We start from the raw sequence: 18,838 nt of genomic DNA on the forward strand, positions 1-18,838 counted from the left end.
CATTCAGACCAAGGCGTTCATTATACACACCCTGAGTTCCAGCGCCGAGTGAAAGAACTAGGGCTGAAACAATCCATATCCCGAAAGGGAAACTGTTGGGACAATGCCCCTATGGAATCATTCTTTGGCCATTTTAAAGATGAAGTGGATTATTTGGAGTGTCAAACTTTTGATGAGTTACACCAATTAATTGAAGAATATATGGAAGATTACAATACAAATCGTTACCAATGGAGCCTAAATAGAATGACTCCCGCACAATACGGGAGTCAACTATTAGCTGCTTAATTTATAGGTCTTTTTTTAAGACTGTCCATTTTGAAGGGCACAGTTCAAATTAGAGAAGGGCTTTTTACTAGAATTTCTTATCCTGAAATCTCATCATCGGATTTAACATCCAATGGTGTTCGTTTATCCATTTTCAGCATGTAATAACTTGCTATTACCAAGGCTAGGAAAACGATCCCGACAACCAAGGAAATCCTTGTACTAGGATTGATCCACATACCTACCAGCACCATCAGTAAAAAGGCTATTGTCGCATAGTTACTGTAAGGGGCCAACGGCATTTTGAACGGATGTTTCTCCATTTCAGCGGCATTTACCTTTCTGAACTTAAGCTCACTGATAAGTAAGACAAACCATGGAATCATCCCAGGCAAAACACTCGCACTGTACACATAAAGGAATACTTGCGGCGGTGCAAGGTAATTCAGGATAACCCCGATGCCCAACCCTAATAGTACAGCGATCGTGCAATATGCCGGAACTCCATTTTTAGATACTTTAGCAAAGACTTTCGGAGCTTGGCCATTCAATGCCAGTGTGTAAAGCATACGACCTGCACTGAAAATCCCACTGTTGCATCCAGACATCGCCGCAGTGATGACCACAAAATTAATGATGCCTGCCGCTGCAGTGATACCTATTTTGGCAAAGGTCGAAACAAACGGACTGCCTAAGTCATCCAGTTGATCCCAAGGGAATACTGTCACGATGACGAATATGGCACCAATGTAGAAAATTAAAATGCGCCATATAATTGATTGAATCGCTTTTGTTACGGTCTTCGTTGGGTCTTTCGCTTCCCCTGCTGTGATGCCGATAAGCTCAACGCCTTGATAGGAAGCCACGACAAGTGAAAGCGCAAAGAAGAATCCTGTCCAGCCTCCCGTAAAGAAGCCGCCATTTTCCCAAAGATTCGATAATCCAATCGCATCCCCGCCATTCCCTATTCCAAAGAAGATAAGGCCCAGGCCGGCAACGATCATCAATATAATCGTTATGATTTTTATAAGTGCAAACCAGAATTCAAATTCCCCGAAGGATTTAACGGAAATGAGGTTGGCCGCTCCCAAGATGATCATGGCGACCACACCTGGTATCCAGGCCGGTAACTCCGGGAACCAATATTGCATATACAAGCCAACCGCAATGATTTCGGACATTCCGACGATTACCCATTGAAACCAATTGCTCCAAGCAGTCATATAACCTGCCAAAGGATGTATATAGCTGCTCGCAAAGGTTGCAAAAGAACCTGTAGTCGGTTCTAAATAAAGCATCTCACCCATGGAACGCATGATGAAAAATATAAAAATACCTGCAATGGCATAAGCAAGCATTACAGAGGGCCCGGTCCATTTGATCGTGCTCGCAGATCCCATGAATAACCCGACTCCGATGGTTCCGCCCAAAGCAATCATTTGAATGTGACGTGCTTCCAGCCCTCTCTTTAATTCCTTGTTCGACATGATTAACTCCTCCAGATGCAATATCGGTAATGCTTTTCTATCCTTACCATGAACTTATTGATTATTGCAGTTAGAAATGCTCTATCGAAAAAATACCAATAACACTTCATTTATGTTTTCTTATCTTATAATAGTAAATATTCTGTAAAAATACAATTGTATTTTTGAAATAAACAGTTGCCAATAATATCTTGTTGATTTTTCTAATCTAAAAATATCATTTTAAAAAAATGATGCTCAGTATTTTATTATAGTGATCGTTCATAATGAGTAGAAAACAATCACTTCTGCTTAGACCTTAAGTTTAATACAGACCACTATTAAACTACAGAAAATGCCTGTTTCATTTCAAAAAAAATTGTTGACCTACCGAAAAATAGATGATAGAATTCCAATATTATTTTATAAGCATAATGAAATGATCAAGCAGTGGAAAATCATCACTGACTGACATTTCTTCACAACCGCATACAAGCAAGCGATGAATGCTATGGATGACACTATAGCAGGAGCAGCTTCTGGAGAGACTGTACAAGATGCAGCGCCGAAGGATTCACAATCTCAGGCAAAAGGACAGAAGAGTAACGAATGATATATTGTTATTCTGAGCCCTTTAAGAGATTGGTATTATCCAATCTCTTTTTTTATTGTCCATATTGTGATTGGACTAAAACAACAAATGGGAAAGGCAAGCTGGACGACAATCACGTCCCTCTCTCCAAGACCATGCAGGTAAACATTCACTACCAGACTATAAAAACGGGGGCGTACGAATTGGCTAAACAAGAATTAAAAAGAGATTTAAAAAATCGACATGTACAACTGATTGCAATAGGAGGAACCATTGGCACCGGTTTATTTTTAGGTTCCGGAAAAGCCATACAATTAGCAGGTCCTTCCATATTATTCTCTTATATGATAATAGGGATTGCCTTGTTTTTTGTGATGAGGGCCCTGGGGGAATTGCTTTTATCCAATGCAGGGTACACATCATTCACTGAATTCGCAACTGAATATGTCGGTCCATGGGCCGGCTTCGTGACCGGTTGGACATATTGGTTTTGTTGGATCATGACCGCAATGGCCGATATCATAGCTGTCGGTGTTTATATGCAATATTGGTTTGATGTCCCTCAATGGATTCCGGCTCTGCTTTGTCTGGTCATTCTGTTAGGATTGAACCTATTGACCGTTAAGATCTTTGGCGAATTGGAATTCTGGTTTGCCATCATTAAAGTAATCACGATCATCGCCTTGATCATCGTAGGAATTTTCCTTCTGATCCTCGGCTTCAATACCAATACCGGAACGGTTTCCCTAACGAACCTTTGGAATCATGGCGGCATGTTCCCCAATGGCATTTCCGGATTCCTGTTATCTTTACAGTTGGTCGTCTTCTCATTTGTCGGTGTCGAATTGGTCGGGGTTTCTGCAGCAGAAACGGCGAACCCGCGAAAGAACATTCCATCTGCCATCAATAAAATCCCTGTCCGGATTTTGCTTTTCTACGTTGGTGCACTATTCGTCATTCTCTGCGTCAACCCATGGACACAACTGGATGCCACAAGCAGTCCATTTGTAGAGGTCTTTGCGTTAATCGGCATTCCAGTCGCTGCAGGGATCATCAACTTCGTCGTTTTGACATCCGCTGCTTCTGCATGCAACAGCGGTTTATTTTCAACGAGCCGAATACTTTATACGTTAAGCAGGAATGGTGAAGCCCCAGCTAAGCTGGAAAAATTAAATAAACAGGCTGTTCCGAGCAATGCCTTATTCACATCAACAATCGTTGTATCAATAGGGGCATTATTAAGCAAGCTGATACCGGAACAGGCATTTACTGTCGTCACTACCATCAGTGCCATCTGTTTCATATGGGTATGGAGCATTATCTTGATCTCCCATATCAAATATTCGAAAACAAGGCCTGACCTAAGAGCCAAATCGACTTTCAAGGCTCCTTTTACACCTTTTGTCAATTACGTCATTTTAGGCTTATTCCTGTTCATCCTTATTGTTATGCTATTCGCTGAAGCTACACGGCTATCACTGCTCTTGACCCCAATCTGGTTCATCCTCTTGGTGATACTATATAATTATCGAAAAAAAGATAGCTAAAGGAAATAAAGCCTTGAACTCAATATGAATTCAAGGCTTTATCTGCATATGAACATATTAGGCCTTCGGCTTTCTGCACACTTTTGCTAAAATATATCAGGCAACTGCATTAAATTTTATATCAAAATAGTGTAAGCTAATATATATTATCGGACCTTTTCCGTCATGTATGAATTTTCCATCCGGTTTGGTTCACCCATCCATCAGTGGCATTGAAGAATGAACCCCCATTGGTGGGCGTTTCACCTTATTTAAAACGGAGGGGGTTGTTTAATGAAGATTATATATATTCTTACACTAGTTCCTTTTATAGGCATACTGGGATTTCTACCTTTTGTTAATAAAATAGAACCATATGTATTAGGGATGCCTTTCAATATGTTCTGGATGGCTATGTGGGTGGTCCTTACCTCTGCCATACTCGGCATCATGTATAAGCTGGATCCCAGGAATCGGGAAGGTGACCAGGAATGAATATTGCTCTCTTAATCATTTTAGCATTTTTACTTCTATCGATATTTTTAGGAATACGCTCTTCAAAAGGAAAAGATATGGACTTGGAACAATGGACGGTGGGCGGACGCGGTTTTGGTGCGATATTCGTCTTTCTGCTGATGGCCGGGGAAATCTATACGACCTTCTCCTTCCTTGGCGGCAGCGGCTGGGCTTATGGCAAGGGCGCACCCGCTCTATATGTTCTAATTTACATTACTTTGTCTTACGTATTATCCTATTGGCTCCTGCCGGAAATATGGAGATATGCCAAAGAAAATAAACTGATGTCTCAATCCGATTTCTTTGTAAGCAAATATAAGAGTCCCAGTTTAGGAATTTTGGCTGCACTTGTCGGTGTGGTGTCGATGATCCCAGTGATCGTCGTGCAGCTAAAAGGATTGGGGATCATTGTCTCAGAAGCATCTTATGGTGCCATCTCAATGTCTGAGGCAGTTTGGATGGGGGCGATCAGCCTTACCATTTATGTGATGATCTCCGGTATACACGGATCAGTTTGGACCGCGGTCATTAAAGATATCATGATGGTCGCCATAATAGGATTTTTGGGGATTTATCTGCCGATACATTACTTTGGGGGATTTCAGCCGATGTTTGAAGCGGTTGATGCCGCCAAGCCTGGTTTTCTAAAGTTCCCTGATCAGGGGCTTAGCGTATCATGGTTCATCTCCACGGTAATATTGCTCGTATTCGGTTTCTATATGTGGCCGCAAGTTTTCAGCGCTGTTTATTCAGCACGCAGCGGCAAGGTATTTCGAAAGAACGCCATCATCAGTCCTTTATATACACTCATGCTGTTATTCGTCTTTTTCGTTGGGTTTACAGCTATATTGAAAGTGCCCGGACTCGTTGGTGCAGATGCGGACCTCTCATTGCTGCGCCTTTCGATTGAGACCTTTGATCCATGGTTTATAGGCATAATCGGCGGCGCTGGATTGTTGACCGCATTGGTGCCGGGATCCATGCTTTTGATGAGCGTCGCTACACTGCTCGCGAAAAACGTTTATAAGGAATTTGCACCTGACGTATCCGATCGCCATATTGTACGATTGGCAAAGTTCCTTGTGCCAATCATTGCCCTTATAGCCGTCTACTTCACCTTAAACGGCGGCGAAACGATGTCGGCATTAATTCTTATGGGATACAGTCTCATCACACAGCTCTTCCCATCCCTTCTCTTTAGTCTGAAAAGGAATAATCCGATCAATAAATTTGGCGCAATCGCCGGCATCATTACCGGATTGGCCATCGTAATCTGCATTACACTCAGTCAATCGACTATAGGGACCTTGTTTCCATCCTTGCCGCAAGCAGCAAAAGATTTGAATGTGGGAATCATTGCATTGGCAGTCAATTTCATTGTGATGATCACGGTGAGTATTGCTTTCAGAAAGCACGCGGTTCAGTTGGAACCTAAATCCGTTAACGATATATGAAGCAAATTTTGAAACTGGTTATGGATCAATAAACATTGGAGGCTCAGTCAAAAGACTGAGCCTTCCTTATTCTCGGCTTCCAAGCATGATGTCCTTTATCTCAATATTGTTGATGGGAAACCTCATTTTAGACTATTAATCTTTTCTGTTTATAAACAAATCCCCTATTTTAACTAATAAATACAACGAAAAAATAATCATCAAGGTTCTGGATACTACCAGGCCATCCATAGCTAAATCATATCCACCTCTTAATAAGACTTCCGGATTCAAACAAAAAGTAATCGATATTACGAAAGCTATTAAAATCAGGATAACACCGAACTGAGATCTATTTGACATTAACATTCCGCCTCACATTATATTTTTTCCAAATAATAGCATTATTTTTAGGGATAATCTACATTCATGGTCACTGGGGATGATTCAGTTGCATTAAAAATCCAAAATAAATAGCCACCCTGATAAAGAATGACTATGTATCATAAAATATGAAGCTTTCTTAGTAAAATGCATCGTATTGCTTCCGAGCCAACAAAAAATACTCTCTTCAGAAGGTTCGGGCTTTTATTCGTGAGTTTGGAGCAATTACTCGGGAATTTCATGCTTTTACTCGTGAGCTTGGAGCAAATACTCGGGAATTTCATGCTTTACTCGTGAGTTTGGAGCAAATACTCGTGACTTTCATGCTTTTACTCGTGAGTTTGGAGCAAATACTCGGGAACTTCATGCTTTTACTCGTGAGTTTGAAGCAAATACTCGGGAATTTCATGCTTTTACTCGTGTCCATGAAGCAAATACTCGTGACTTTCATGCCCGTTAAAGCTCATTTCAGTAATCCACTAAAGCCTTCCTGCCATCATTCAATTCTTTGATCACTTTCTTATATTTCTGCAACTCTTGTTCCAGTTTTTGTTTTCTATTTAAAATCATTCTCGTAACCTCTTTCGGGGAGGGCCCGCCTTGAATGCTTCTGATTTCCACAAAATATTCGGGAGAGATTATTTTTTTCCATTCATCTTCTGCTATGTTCACTGATACGAATTCATTGATGATCTTATTGATTTCTTGTGTGTCCCAATCATATAGCTCTTTCCCTTCACTAATCGACTTTTTTGCAATTGTACTTGCTATGGAATGGGCTTTTCTAAAGGATATGTCGTAATCTCTTGAAAGGGTATCCGCTAATTCAGTAATCGTTATACTGGATTTTGCGGCCATTTTCTTTGTATGTTCTTCATTTACTTTCAAAGTCGACATGACGGCATACATTAGTTTCATGACACGGCCTGCATTCGAAAAAGCCCGATATAAATGTGGCTGTAAATCATCTTCCGTATCGACTATATCACCAAATGGTGTATTGTGAATCATATTCATTGCAGCAAGTGCATCACCATACGCACTGCTTGCAATCGAACGGGAATGTTCAATGGAGACAGGATTCCTTTTTTGCGGCATGATGCTGCTCACTTGAACATAAGGGTCCGCCACGTGAAATGTACCAAACTCCCTTGTCACATGCTGCAGGAAATCTTGGATCCACCTTCCGGTATTGACCATGCAAGTCATGATGGCAGTTGCGGTTTCCAATAAATAATCTGCCCCGCCAATTGAGTCATAGGAATTTTCAATCACCGAATCAAACCCAAGCAGTTCAGCCGTACGGTTCCGACTGATCGGAAAACCGGTGGTCGTTAACGCGGCTGCACCCAAAGGGGATTGGTTAACCGTTTCATAGGCTGCCCATAACCGGCCAATATCCCTTTGAAGCACATCATAAATGGCTAAAAAGTAATGTCCTATTGTAGTCGGCTGAGCCGGTTGGGTATGTGTGTAACCTGTAATATAGGTTTCTGTATGTTTTTCAGCCTGCACCAAGAATGCTTCACTCAATTGGTTTGCATAGCCAACCAATTGGAGCAGATGACCTCTCAAAACAAGCCGGTACATCGCAACCCCCATATCATTACGACTGCGGCCGATATGAATCTTCCCTGCAAGTTCATGGCCGATTTCCTCACCGATCTTTGCCTCCATCATGAAGAATAAGTCTTCGAATTGGGGCTGATAGGTCAACTGAGCGAGATCTGTTTGGGCCACTTTCCGAATCCCATCAAGCATGGTTTTCGCCTCTTCATCTTTAATGATCTTTTGTTCCGAAAGCATGATGACATGTGCCCGATGAATATCGAACATTGCATCAAATAAGTAATCTCTTTGATCATTAAAAACAGGCATCAGAAGCTCTCTAACATAGGTTTTTCCGGGAAAGACACTACCTTCATTTTTGATAAATTGTTCAAGCCTGCTCATCTTTGAACCTCCGATTTATAAAGCTTTTTCCGCTTTGATTCCAAAAAACTTGTTCGAAATAAAGAGAATGATTACAATCAGCGTGATTTGAATCATCCCATAGGCAGCGGCCTGCCCCATATTGAACATCCGAAGCTGATTCATGATTTCAATGGATATGGGCCTGTTTGAAATCGTGTACAACAGGACCGAGGTCGGGAATTCCCCCACAGATTCGATAAATGCCAATAATGTCCCTGATAAAACACCAGGCATAATAATCGGAAATATTACCCTTCTGAAGGTATAAAACCACTTAGCCCCCAAGTTTCTGGCTGCTTCCTCAATCGAATCATCCAGCTGCTCCAGAACGGCATTAGTCGACCGGACAACGAGTGGAATATGCCTGATGAAATAAGCAAGCGGCAAAATCCAAAATGTGCCTACCAAGATTTGACCGAAAGAAAAAACGGTAGGTTCATTGAATGCGAATATCAAGTTCATCCCTATGACCGTTGCAGGCAACGCCCAAGGAATCATGACTAGAATATCGACAAAGCTTTTCCCGACGAATTTCCGTTTGACAAGTACATAGGACGCAATGACGCCAAACACCAGATTTGCCAACGTTGCAATAAACGCCATCAGTAAACTATTTCGTAACGGCTTGAAGATATTAGGGTCTTCAAACAAAAGCCTGTAATTTTCAACATTAAATACTGTGGGATACGTTTGAAATGTCCAGGTTCCATCCGGCACAAGTGAAAGTAAAAGAATCGTAAAGTGCGGTAAAAGCAGAATAATTACGCCGATGACCCCCGTTACGACCATCACCCATTTCATAACCGGGTTCTTCACTTCACTCCTGTGTGCCCCAATCCCTTTCGAGGCCATTCGATAATCCTTCCTATTCTGATACCAACGCATGAATAATAGAAATGAAATCGAAACGATGGATAGAATGACCGATTGGGTAGCGGCAATTTCCATATCACCATTGATTTTTGAAAAATAAATTTGCAGGCTTAACACCCTGTATCCGCCAGCTAATAAAAACGGAGCACTGAAAGAAGCCATCGATATCATGAAAACAAGTAAAGAGGCGGCAACGATTGCAGGTGTCAATAATGGAAATGTCACCTTCCAAAAAACCTTTAATTTATTTGCTCCTAAGTTATAAGCGGCTTCTTCAAGTGATGGATCTATTTTATTGATTGCAGCGGATACGGTCATATAAAAATAAACATACATCGTATAGGCATGCACGATAAGAATTCCCGGTACCCCGCCAATCTTGAATGGAACCTTATCGAGACCGAACAGGTCCTTGATGGCATTTGGAATCAATCCCGATTCTCCATATAAAAACATAAAGGCCATTACCCCTACCAATGATGGAAGGACAATCGGCAAAATCGCTGCTGATGAAAAGAAGCTTCTGCCGGGAAAATCGTAACGGTTAAAAATGAATGCGAGCGGAATGCCAATCAAGGCACTGACCAATACACTCAAAAAGGATATATAAACAGAATTCCAAAGAGCCTCTAAGTTCGTTTTCGATTCCTGTTCGAAGAAGTCCTGATAATTTCCAAGGGATATCGTTCCGTCTTTTTGCAGACTTTCAATAAAGGTCCTCAATGACGGGTAGAGTACATATGCTATGAGCACCAATACAACTGGTATAAGGAGCCAAACCGTCAATCTCGTATCACGATTTTTAATCATGGCGCATCACCGCTTATGACAGGGATAAGACGCAGCTGTTTCTCGGGAAGCTGGACATACACTTCCTTTCCTTGATAAAAGTATCCAAAATCATGGGTGTTAAATACGTCGACCCTTAGTAACACGTCTTGAACATCCACCATGACATTCACAACAGATCCAAAGAATTGGACGGAATTTATTTTACCTTTAAAGATATTCGTTCCTTCTTCGGTCACATCCAGAATCCTGATTGCTTCAGGACGAATCGAAACAGCAAGGTCAGCATCACTCTGTATGATTGAAATTCCGTCCCTAGCTTGATTTTCCACCTTCAATTTTATCGGTTTTTCACTAGTCTTAAGGACAATCTCTATATTATCTTGTTGAACTTTTTCAACTTGAACGGGCAAAAGATTAATCTCGCCTATAAAACTCGCCACAAAATCATTGGCCGGCCGATTATAAATTTCTGTTGGCGTCCCGACCTGGTGACATACACCATAATTGAACACAGCGATTCGATCACTCATGGATAATGCCTCAGCCTGATCATGAGTGACATAAATGGTGGTAATCTTATAATCACGCTGCAGCCTTAAGATTTCCACTCTCATTTCATCACGAAGCTTGGCATCCAGATTACTTAATGGTTCATCCAGCAGTAATATTTCCGGTTCAATGACCAGTGCTCTCGCAAGGGCCACCCGCTGCTGCTGCCCTCCGCTTAACTGGCTCACTTGACGATCCGAGTAGCTCTCCAGCCTGACCTTTTGGAGGGCATCCAGCACTCTCTTCTTTAAGTCAGCAGAAGAAACCTTTCTCACACGCAAGCCAAACGCTACATTTTCAAAAACAGTCATATGGGGAAAGAGGGCATAGTTTTGAAAAACCATGCCTGTATTTCTTTTCTCCGGAGGTACACGCGTCATATCTTTGTCGCCAAATCGGACGACACCTTTAGTTGGATAATAAAAACCGGCAATCATCCGAAGTGTTGTCGTTTTACCGCAGCCGCTTGGACCAAGAAAGGTAAAAAACTCACCTTCTTTGATGTCCAGATTTAACTGGTCAACAGCTATCGTTTTCCCGAAGGCTTTTTGGACATTCTCTATTTTTATTGACGCCATCCAAACGACACTTCCTTATTCTTTAATTTCTTTATCTCCGCTTTTAATATTTTCGTCCCAGTATTTCATCCACTCGTCACCTTTTTCCTGGAATGCATTCCAATCAATATCCATCGCTTTAATTTCCGTTTCCGTGATCCATTCAGGTAAACCCTTCACATCACTTCTGGTCGGAATCCTGTAAAATTCTTCTGCTAATGTTTTTGCGGCTTCTTGTGAATTCACGAACTCATAAAAGGCTTCAGCCGCTTTTGGATGCTTGGCACCTTCAACGATGGCGATACCTTCTGTCAATACTGGCGTTCCGCTTTCTGGAATGACGAACTCAAATGGATAATTTTTATTTTCTTTCAGCATGACGACATCTGGCATTGCCCAAACGGAAAGTGAGCCCTCTCCTTTGGCTACCTTGTTATACATCATTTCCGGATTCGCTGAATATTCCTTCGTGTTTTGGTCGAGCTTCTTTAACCAGTCATACCCTTCTTTCGGATCATTTGTATCCTTATACGTACGATAGATCATCGCAGAAAAAATTGTCCTCATCGTTCCGGAGGCTAACGGATAGCGGATGATGATTTCGTCTTTCCATTTCGGATCAAGCAGCTCATCCCAATCTTTCGGTACCTCGTCTTTTGATAATTCTTTGCTGTTATACATGATGACTTCCGGTGTCTGGCTCGTTCCTGTCCAATACCATTCCGGATCGCGGAATCCTTCATCGAGACTATCGGAATAGCTAGGCTTATAAGCGGCCAGCAGCCCATCATCCTTTGCTTGATTGAAGTTCGTGGAAGGTGCACCCCACCAAACGTCTGCCTGCGGATTACTTTTCTCTGAACGAACACGGTCAAGGATTTCTTGAGACCCCATATCAAGCCACTCAACATCAATACCATACTTATCTTCGAACTGCTTTTCGAATTTTGATAAAATATCTTTGCCATGCGGTGAATAAACAACGATTTTATCTTCGAGCTCACCCTTTTCGCCAGCATCCGAATTCGTTTTCGTATCTGTACCGTTACATCCCGAAATTAATAGTGCTGCCGATAAGGTCAGTACTGAAACAAGCGACCTTTTCCTATTTTTCATTAATATTCCCCCTCATCGCGAAAATTCAAAATGCCATCATGTTCCCTTAAAAATAGGGAAACCGCTCCAAGCACCCCTGCGTCTTCTCCCAGTTGTGAAGTTTTCATTTCTACTAAACTTGGAAGATATCGATCAACGACCTCCCGAATTCTAGGTAAAATGTATTCAGCAGAATTTAATACACCACCTCCTAAAATGATCACTTCCGGATTTAGCAAACTAGCCGCATTGACAATTCCGCAGGCTAAATGTTCGATGGCTTCATTTATGATGGCCATAGCTGCAGTATCTCCTTTTTTTGCTGCCAAAAAAGCATCCTCCCCCGATAGTTCGGAAGATTTGGCCCGTTCGAATAAAAAATGGTGAGGATCCTTGAGGACCTCCCTGGTGAAGTGACCGCCAATCGACTTGCCTCCTGCGACACTTTCCAAATAGCCGTATCTATGGAAAATCGGCTTGAATTCACGTTTTATATCCTCTTTGTCCGTCACCATATATCCCATTTCCCCAGCGGCACTGGAAGCTCCTCTGTATAACTGGTTATTCAAGATGATGCCGCTTCCGATTCCCGTGCCAACCGCAATGAACAGTAAATTCCGCTTATTTTGTGCATTACCCAGCCACTGTTCACCTAGTGCAGCCGCGTTTACATCATTGTCCAGAAAGATGGGGAAATCAAAATAACGCTTCGCTTCTGCTATAAATGGATATTGTACCCAGCCTAAACTCGGTGCCTCTATTACTAATCCGCTTGCCGTTTGCGTAATGCCAGGGATCCCGACTCCCATCCCCAATATCCTTTCCTTCACAATCTGATTCTTTGCAATTAACCGCTCCGTTTCAATCGCCATTTGCTTAAGCAGACCTGAATTTAAATAAGTGTTTGTTGAAAAACTAGTGTCAGCAAGGATGTTGCCGCTTAAATCGCTTAAAACGATTTTCACTTTCGTCCCGCCTATATCGACACCGATGATATAGGCAGCCTTTTCATTAAAAAAGAGCTGGATGGGCCTCCTCCCGCCTTGAGATGAGGATACTCCTATTCCTTTCTCGAATACCCATTTCTCCTGTATAAGTTCATCCACAGCCTGTGAAACAGTTGGTTTACTTAGCTGAAGCTTAACGGCGATTTCAGCTCTTGAAATGGGTGAACATTCTTGGATGCATTGAATGATCCTTTTTTTATTTACATATTTTTGATGACTGGGTGTCCTTTTAAAACTCATCACATCACGGCCTTACATTATTTAGTTAGTAAATCTTCCTAATTAAGTAAAAATATAACTTAAATAATTTCAACGCACAAGTTTTTTTCAGAACATTTAAAATGTTCAACTTTCAATAGTTACTTCGAATTATTTACATTTATAACCATTGGTGCTATTTATTAGATAGGTTTTTTATCTGGTTAGTTAGAAAACATTACTAACCTACATTTTTTTTATAAAAGTTGAAGGGGGTTAAAAGAAGAATGAAAAAAGCTTTGTTATCGTTGTTTTCCCTTTTGTTGGTTCTTGCATCATTGCCGCTTGGAGGCAGCGCTGCAAATCCTGATGATACCAACGTCGAATTATGGAATGCGGTCAAGCCGCTCGAAACGACTGTGACATTCTTGAACAGCGGTGCCCATCCCGATGATGAACGCAGTGACTTTCTCGCTTATCTATCGAGAGGGTTAGGGGTGAAAACATCCAGCCTGATTGCAAACCGTGGTGAGGGAGGACAAAATGAAATTGGGGATGAACTGGACAACGCTCTTGGAATCATCCGTTCTAGGGAAATGATAGAAGCTGCAAAAATCACCGGGGTTAAAGCCTATCATCTAAGCGAAACCACCTCTGACCCCATTTATGATTTCGGTTTCTCTAAAACACCAGAGGAAACATTACAAAAATGGGGCGAGGAACTCACATATGAACGGCTTATCCGCTTTATTCGGACGTATCAGCCAGATATATTGATGCCATCCTTTCAAAATGATGATACCCAGCATGGACATCATCGAACAATGACAATCCTAAGTGAACGTGCCTTTACGGATGCCGCCGACCCAACTGTGTTTCCACAACAATTGGAACAAGGTCTATCGGTATGGCAAGTGAAAAAGTTATATTTGCCCGTTTCCTCGGCAGATCAAGCAACCACTTCGATAGAAATCGGTAAATATGACCCAATATACAAAATGACTTACCCACAGCTTGGAGAACAATCCCGCTATCTGCACAAAAGTCAAGGCATGGGTTCTGATATCCCTGCAGCACCACGCCAGATCCATTTGGATTTGAAGCAAAGCGCGGTTGATACAAAAAGCGAGTCGGACCTTTTTGCAGGTGTACCTTACAATTTTACTGAATGGGCTGAAAAACTCCCCCGCTCAGCTTCAAAATTAAAAGGTGAATTTAGGTACCTGCAACGGAATCTGGACGCTGTTATTGAGTCTTATCCCCATGCTAAACGTGTTTTTTCAACATCCCAAAAAGCTCTTTCCAATGTTCGTTCAATGACTGTGCAAGTCAAAAAGGCAAAGCTAAGCCCTGCCATCAAAAACGACTTGCTTCATAAGCTCTCATTAAAAGAAGAGCAATTGCAAAACGTCAGTTATGTCTCCTCAGGGCTCGAGGTTCAAGCTGAAGCAGCTTCAAAGATTCTTACTAAAGGTCAAAATACGTACGTAACCATAACCATGAAGAATAACGGGAAACAAACATTGAAAAAAGTCGCTGCTGCATTGAACGTGCCTAAAGGATGGAAGACAAAAATAAAATCAAAAGATGTCAATCTGGCACCTAATAAATCTGCGACAATGACCTACCTGGTTGAAGTCCCTGAAGATGCAGCTTATTACCATGCCTATGATGAATCAACCATTACGACCAGCATTTCTTATAAATACGGGAGCACAAAAACTTCCATCAAGGAAGAATTGGATGGAACGATCGCCGTCCTTCCCGACGTTGCCCTTACCTTATCTCCTGAAGATATCGTCGTAAATACAGCAGATGTAAAAGAGGAAATCCCAGTGGCGGTGACCTTGAAAAACTATACAGAAGGAAAAGCATCAGCAAAGGTCGCTTTAAAAGTCCCTGAAAATTGGGGAGTTCATCCCCAAAATGCCACTGTATCATTTAATGAAAAATCAGAAGAAAAACAAGTGAAGTTCACCCTCAGACCGCCAAAGGCCATCCAAAAAGGCGAATATCAGGTGAAGGCTGCTGCCACTGTCAATGGGAAAACCTTTGATTCGACCATTCAGGAGATTTCCTATGACCATATCGGAACATTCTATTACCAATACCCAGCAGCTATCAATACCGTTGCATTTGAGCTTTTGAAGCCAGCTTCATTAAAAGTGGGGTACATTGAAAGCGGATTCGATAAAGTGGCAGATTATTTAAGCAATGCAGGGCTGAACATTACAAAGTTAACTGCAGCTGATTTAGCTGAAGGTGATTTAAGTCAATATGACACGATCGTTACAGGCATCCGTGCCTATCTATCGAGGGAAGATTTAAAGGCATATAACGCGCGCTTACTTGAGTATGTGGAAAACGGCGGACATCTCGTCGTGCAATACCATAAACCGGGTGATGGATGGGATGCATTGAAGACGGCTCCATATCCTCTTACCCTCGGGAATCCTTCGATTCGCTGGCGGGTAACCAATGAAAGAGCCACAGTAAACGTGTCGAAACCAGAATCGGCGCTTTTTACCTATCCAAATAAAATAACAAGTGATGACTGGAGCAATTGGGTCCAAGAAAGAGGATTGTATTTCCCAATGGAATGGGATGAACGGTATGAAACATTCATTTCCATGGCTGATCCGAATGAAGAACCATTTGATGGCGGTATCCTTATGGCTAAATACGGTAATGGCACCTACCTCTATACCAACCTTGTCCTATACAGGCAAATTCAAGGCCAGGTTCCAGGCGGATATCGAATCATGACGAACTTGATTAGTTACGGTGCCAAATAAATAAATAGAAACCTATGCATGTGCATAGGTTTCTTTTCTGTGACGTTTGCCCGATTGAAGCTGATATGAATCCTGACTGATAGGTTCCTGCTCTAAAAACAAAAAAAGTTATGCACAAAGATGAGGGAAAGGCTCATGCGTTTGGGGTTTCCCCTCATTTCCCGCATTGCTTTGTCCACACTTTATGCACAACTTCATTCATGATTTACGATCTTAAAAGCAGCCCGTTAAAGCACTTTGCTCAAGAATGCTTTGGTTCTTTCGTGCTGAGGGTTACCGAATAATTCATTCGGCTCATTTTCTTCCACGATATACCCTCCATCCATGAATATCACCCGGTCCCCGACTTCCCGGGCAAAGCCCATTTCATGCGTAACGACGACCATTGTCATTCCTTCTTTAGCAAGTTGTTTCATTACCTCCAAAACATCACCGACCATTTCAGGGTCAAGGGCAGAAGTCGGTTCATCAAATAGCATGATCTTCGGATTCATCGCCAATGCCCTTGCGATGGCGACCCGCTGTTTTTGTCCGCCGGAAAGTTCCCCCGGATAGCTATTTGCTTTTTCCTTTAGACCAACCTTATCCAATAACTCAAGCGCTAATCTTCCTGCTTCCGCTTTATCGGTGGCACGAATTTTAATAGGGCCCAAGGTTATGTTCTCCAAAACGGTCTTATGTGGGAATAGATTGAAATGTTGAAAAACCATTCCAACTTCTTGCCGGACTTTGTTTATATTGATTTTCTTTTTAGGATCGGTAATATCATGTCCGTTAATGACCACCTCGCCGCCGGTAACATCCTCAAGGAGGTTCAGGCAACGCAGGAATGTACTCTTTCCAGATCCAGAAGGGCCTATTACGCAAATTACTTCCTTTTCCTGCACTTCTGCATTTATATCTTTTAAAACCTCGACAGTTCCAAATGATTTTCTTAGGTTCTTTACTGTAATGATGCTCATCGAACTTGTACCCTCCTTTCTATGAAATTAGCAATTAGGGTTAACAAATAGATGATGATAAAGTAAATTACACCCACCGCCAGCCAAACCTTGAATGCTTCAAAGGTTGCCGAAGCTTGAATCTGACCTTGCTGGGTTAAATCGGCTATACCAATTACGGATAATAGAGAAGTGTCCTTCAAGCTGATGATCGATTGATTAGTAATGGTAGGGAGCATCCTTCTAAAGGCTTGCGGAAGCACGACATATCTCATTGTTTGAGCTCCAGTGAACCCGATGGATCTTGCCGCCTCCGTTTGCCCTTTATCGATTGATTGTATCCCCGCCCTTATTATTTCAGCAAAATATGCCCCTGCATTGATTGCAACGGTAATTATTCCAGCTGTTGTACTGTCCAAAGAAATCAAATTCAATGAATTCACACCAAAATAGATAAAAAATAACTGAACAATGAACGGTGTCCCTCGTATTGCATCCACATAAACCTTTGCAATCCAATTCAAGATTTTGATGGGGGCAAGTCGCAGCAATGCGACAAGTAAACCAATCAAAAAACCTAGGATAATGGCAATCACAAAGATATAAAGTGTCACCTGAAGTCCTTTTAATAAAAGTGGCAACGCCGCAACAATTATATCCATTTCTTTCACCCCTTTGAAAAAGAAAGCGCGCCATAAGCGCGCCTAATGAGCTTTAGTCTATTGTTTATTAACCTTATTCACCAAGATACGTTTTTATAATTTCATCATATGTGCCGTCTTTTTTAAGATTGGCAAGACCATCATTTATTTTTTTCAATAAATCCCCGTTTTGCCCTTTCAATACAGCAATTCCATATTGGTCACCATTCAAACGGTCACCTACGATTTTCAACCCAAGATCTTTTTGGGCGATTGCATATGAGATGACAGGATAATCTTCTATAAGGGCATCCGCATTACCGTTGGCCACTTCCTGGAACATCGCTGGACTATCATTGAATTGAACAACTTTGATTCCTAGTTTCGTAGCACTATCCTGTGCATATTTAGCACCTGTTGTTCCTTTTTTCACTGCTATGGTTTTTCCTTTAAGATCCTTAACGGTTTTAGTGCTTGTATTATCTTTCTTAACAACTATTGTTAACCCTGCATCAAAATACGGTGTTGAGAAATCCACTACCTTTTTTCTTTCCTCTGTAATGCTCATTCCTGCAATGGCCACATCAAGCTGATTGGCTTGCATAGCCGGAATGATTCCACCGAAATCCATTGGAGACAATTTGATTTTGAAATCCTGGTCTTTCGCGATTGCATTGATCAATTCGATATCGATACCTTTATAGTCGTTCCCCTCTTTAAATTCAAAAGGAGGATAAGTCGTATCCACACCAACTTTATATACCTTTTCAGGTTTCTTTTCCTCACCTGCATTTTTTCCTTCATTGGTTCCACAAGCCGAGATAAAGATAGTTAAAATCAAAAACATACTCAATAAACCAAGTTTCTTCATTTAAATCACTCCAATTCTTAATTATACGTGATAATAAATAATTCTCCCTATAATATAGCATAAGAATAAAGTATTATAATATGAATTTTTAGAATAAATATTATTTTCTTTAAATAATTTTTATGGACGTTTTTCCTAATATTGTTACAGTGATGGAAAACACAAAAAGGCTATGGGATCCTTCTCGATAAAAATAGCCGATCATGTCATCAATACCTGTAAAACAAGACCATTGGAGGGTGGTATTCACAATCATCCCTAATAGGAGATGCCCCATTAGTTGGATAAGAAACTTCTATGGCGGCCAACCTCGCCGCCACCATCTACTACGAAAATCCAAACTCAAAAATAGAGTCTAACC

The 18,838-nt window shown here is 41.5% G+C and carries 14 protein-coding genes and 1 riboswitch; of the genes, 5 read left to right on the plus strand and 9 right to left on the minus strand.

Annotation, left to right across the window (positions count from 1 at the left end):
* A partial coding sequence (locus AC3WLU_RS25775; RefSeq protein ID WP_492598146.1) for an integrase core domain-containing protein occupies positions 1-288 on the plus strand: 288 nt, incomplete at its 5' end.
* A gap of 77 nt (positions 289-365) precedes the next feature.
* Here the strand turns inward: AC3WLU_RS25775 and AC3WLU_RS25780 are convergent.
* A complete protein-coding gene (locus tag AC3WLU_RS25780; protein ID WP_063577410.1) occupies positions 366-1,754 on the minus strand; it encodes an amino acid permease in 1,389 nt (462 codons plus the stop codon).
* Positions 1,755-2,262: 508 nt separating this feature from the next.
* Positions 2,263-2,341: riboswitch (glycine riboswitch) on the plus strand.
* Between the two features lie 187 nt (positions 2,342-2,528).
* Here AC3WLU_RS25780 and AC3WLU_RS25785 point away from each other — a divergent pair.
* From AC3WLU_RS25785 to AC3WLU_RS25795, 3 genes are all read left to right on the plus strand, one after another.
* A complete protein-coding gene (locus tag AC3WLU_RS25785) occupies positions 2,529-3,872 on the plus strand; it encodes an amino acid permease (RefSeq protein ID WP_492598147.1) in 1,344 nt (447 codons plus the stop codon).
* A 273-nt stretch (positions 3,873-4,145) separates the two neighbouring features.
* Complete coding sequence (locus tag AC3WLU_RS25790) at positions 4,146-4,346, plus strand: DUF3311 domain-containing protein (RefSeq protein WP_048685209.1); 201 nt, start codon at positions 4,146-4,148, stop codon at positions 4,344-4,346.
* Entirely contained in the window at positions 4,343-5,821 is a 1,479-nt protein-coding gene (locus AC3WLU_RS25795; protein WP_096338936.1) for a sodium:solute symporter family protein, read from the plus strand. The genes AC3WLU_RS25790 and AC3WLU_RS25795 overlap by 4 nt, the downstream gene beginning before the upstream one ends.
* Positions 5,822-6,652: 831 nt before the next feature.
* Here AC3WLU_RS25795 and argH read toward each other — a convergent pair.
* The 5 genes from argH to AC3WLU_RS25820 are packed head-to-tail and all read right to left on the minus strand — an operon-like array spanning position 6,653 to position 13,271.
* A complete protein-coding gene (gene argH / locus AC3WLU_RS25800; protein WP_268937160.1) occupies positions 6,653-8,137 on the minus strand; it encodes an argininosuccinate lyase in 1,485 nt (494 codons plus the stop codon).
* 15 nt (positions 8,138-8,152) lie between these two features.
* Complete coding sequence (locus tag AC3WLU_RS25805) at positions 8,153-9,841, minus strand: ABC transporter permease (protein ID WP_492598148.1); 1,689 nt, start codon at positions 9,839-9,841, stop codon at positions 8,153-8,155.
* Positions 9,838-10,950 carry an ABC transporter ATP-binding protein gene (locus tag AC3WLU_RS25810; RefSeq protein ID WP_057278647.1) on the minus strand — a complete coding sequence of 371 codons (1,113 nt, stop codon included), beginning with the start codon at positions 10,948-10,950 and terminating at the stop codon, positions 9,838-9,840. Before AC3WLU_RS25810 ends, AC3WLU_RS25805 begins: the two co-directional genes overlap by 4 nt.
* 15 nt (positions 10,951-10,965) lie before the next feature.
* Positions 10,966-12,045, minus strand: coding sequence for an extracellular solute-binding protein (locus AC3WLU_RS25815; protein ID WP_492598149.1), 1,080 nt, complete (start codon positions 12,043-12,045; stop codon positions 10,966-10,968).
* The gene (locus AC3WLU_RS25820; RefSeq protein WP_427526184.1) at positions 12,045-13,271 is read right to left on the minus strand and encodes an ROK family transcriptional regulator; all 1,227 of its coding nucleotides are present in this window, start codon (positions 13,269-13,271) and stop codon (positions 12,045-12,047) included. Before AC3WLU_RS25820 ends, AC3WLU_RS25815 begins: the two co-directional genes overlap by 1 nt.
* 245 nt (positions 13,272-13,516) lie before the next feature.
* Between AC3WLU_RS25820 and AC3WLU_RS25825 the strand changes: the two genes are divergently transcribed.
* Positions 13,517-16,024: an NEW3 domain-containing protein gene (locus AC3WLU_RS25825; RefSeq protein WP_492598150.1), complete on the plus strand. Its 2,508-nt coding sequence runs from the start codon at positions 13,517-13,519 to the stop codon at positions 16,022-16,024.
* Between the two features lie 227 nt (positions 16,025-16,251).
* On the opposite strand, the gene AC3WLU_RS25830 is transcribed toward AC3WLU_RS25825, so the two are convergent.
* The 3 genes from AC3WLU_RS25830 to AC3WLU_RS25840 all read right to left on the minus strand — a co-directional run bounded on the left by AC3WLU_RS25830 (position 16,252) and on the right by AC3WLU_RS25840 (position 18,477).
* Positions 16,252-16,986 carry an amino acid ABC transporter ATP-binding protein gene (locus tag AC3WLU_RS25830; RefSeq protein ID WP_492598151.1) on the minus strand — a complete coding sequence of 245 codons (735 nt, stop codon included), beginning with the start codon at positions 16,984-16,986 and terminating at the stop codon, positions 16,252-16,254.
* Positions 16,983-17,627 carry an amino acid ABC transporter permease gene (locus AC3WLU_RS25835; protein WP_034305627.1) on the minus strand — a complete coding sequence of 215 codons (645 nt, stop codon included), beginning with the start codon at positions 17,625-17,627 and terminating at the stop codon, positions 16,983-16,985. The genes AC3WLU_RS25830 and AC3WLU_RS25835 overlap by 4 nt, the downstream gene beginning before the upstream one ends.
* Positions 17,628-17,700: 73 nt before the next feature.
* Positions 17,701-18,477, minus strand: a complete 777-nt coding sequence (locus AC3WLU_RS25840) for a transporter substrate-binding domain-containing protein (protein ID WP_492598152.1) — start codon at positions 18,475-18,477, stop codon at positions 17,701-17,703.
* Positions 18,478-18,838 lie beyond the last annotated feature (361 nt).

Source organism: Peribacillus sp. FW305-BF15 (assembly GCF_058783805.1).

Bases quoted from the DNA above. Each gene is read 5' to 3' on its own strand.
- AC3WLU_RS25805 (WP_492598148.1), bottom strand. From the start codon at position 9,841: ATGATTAAAAATCGTGATACGAGATTGACGGTTTGGCTCCTTATACCA.
- AC3WLU_RS25820 (WP_427526184.1), bottom strand. From the start codon at position 13,271: ATGAGTTTTAAAAGGACACCCAGTCATCAAAAATATGTAAATAAAAAA.
- AC3WLU_RS25840 (WP_492598152.1), bottom strand. From the start codon at position 18,477: ATGAAGAAACTTGGTTTATTGAGTATGTTTTTGATTTTAACTATCTTT.
- AC3WLU_RS25810 (WP_057278647.1), bottom strand. From the start codon at position 10,950: ATGGCGTCAATAAAAATAGAGAATGTCCAAAAAGCCTTCGGGAAAACG.
- argH (WP_268937160.1), bottom strand. From the start codon at position 8,137: ATGAGCAGGCTTGAACAATTTATCAAAAATGAAGGTAGTGTCTTTCCC.
- AC3WLU_RS25815 (WP_492598149.1), bottom strand. From the start codon at position 12,045: ATGAAAAATAGGAAAAGGTCGCTTGTTTCAGTACTGACCTTATCGGCA.
- AC3WLU_RS25830 (WP_492598151.1), bottom strand. From the start codon at position 16,986: ATGAGCATCATTACAGTAAAGAACCTAAGAAAATCATTTGGAACTGTC.
- AC3WLU_RS25790 (WP_048685209.1), top strand. From the start codon at position 4,146: ATGAAGATTATATATATTCTTACACTAGTTCCTTTTATAGGCATACTG.
- AC3WLU_RS25795 (WP_096338936.1), top strand. From the start codon at position 4,343: ATGAATATTGCTCTCTTAATCATTTTAGCATTTTTACTTCTATCGATA.
- AC3WLU_RS25835 (WP_034305627.1), bottom strand. From the start codon at position 17,627: ATGGATATAATTGTTGCGGCGTTGCCACTTTTATTAAAAGGACTTCAG.
- AC3WLU_RS25825 (WP_492598150.1), top strand. From the start codon at position 13,517: ATGAAAAAAGCTTTGTTATCGTTGTTTTCCCTTTTGTTGGTTCTTGCA.
- AC3WLU_RS25780 (WP_063577410.1), bottom strand. From the start codon at position 1,754: ATGTCGAACAAGGAATTAAAGAGAGGGCTGGAAGCACGTCACATTCAA.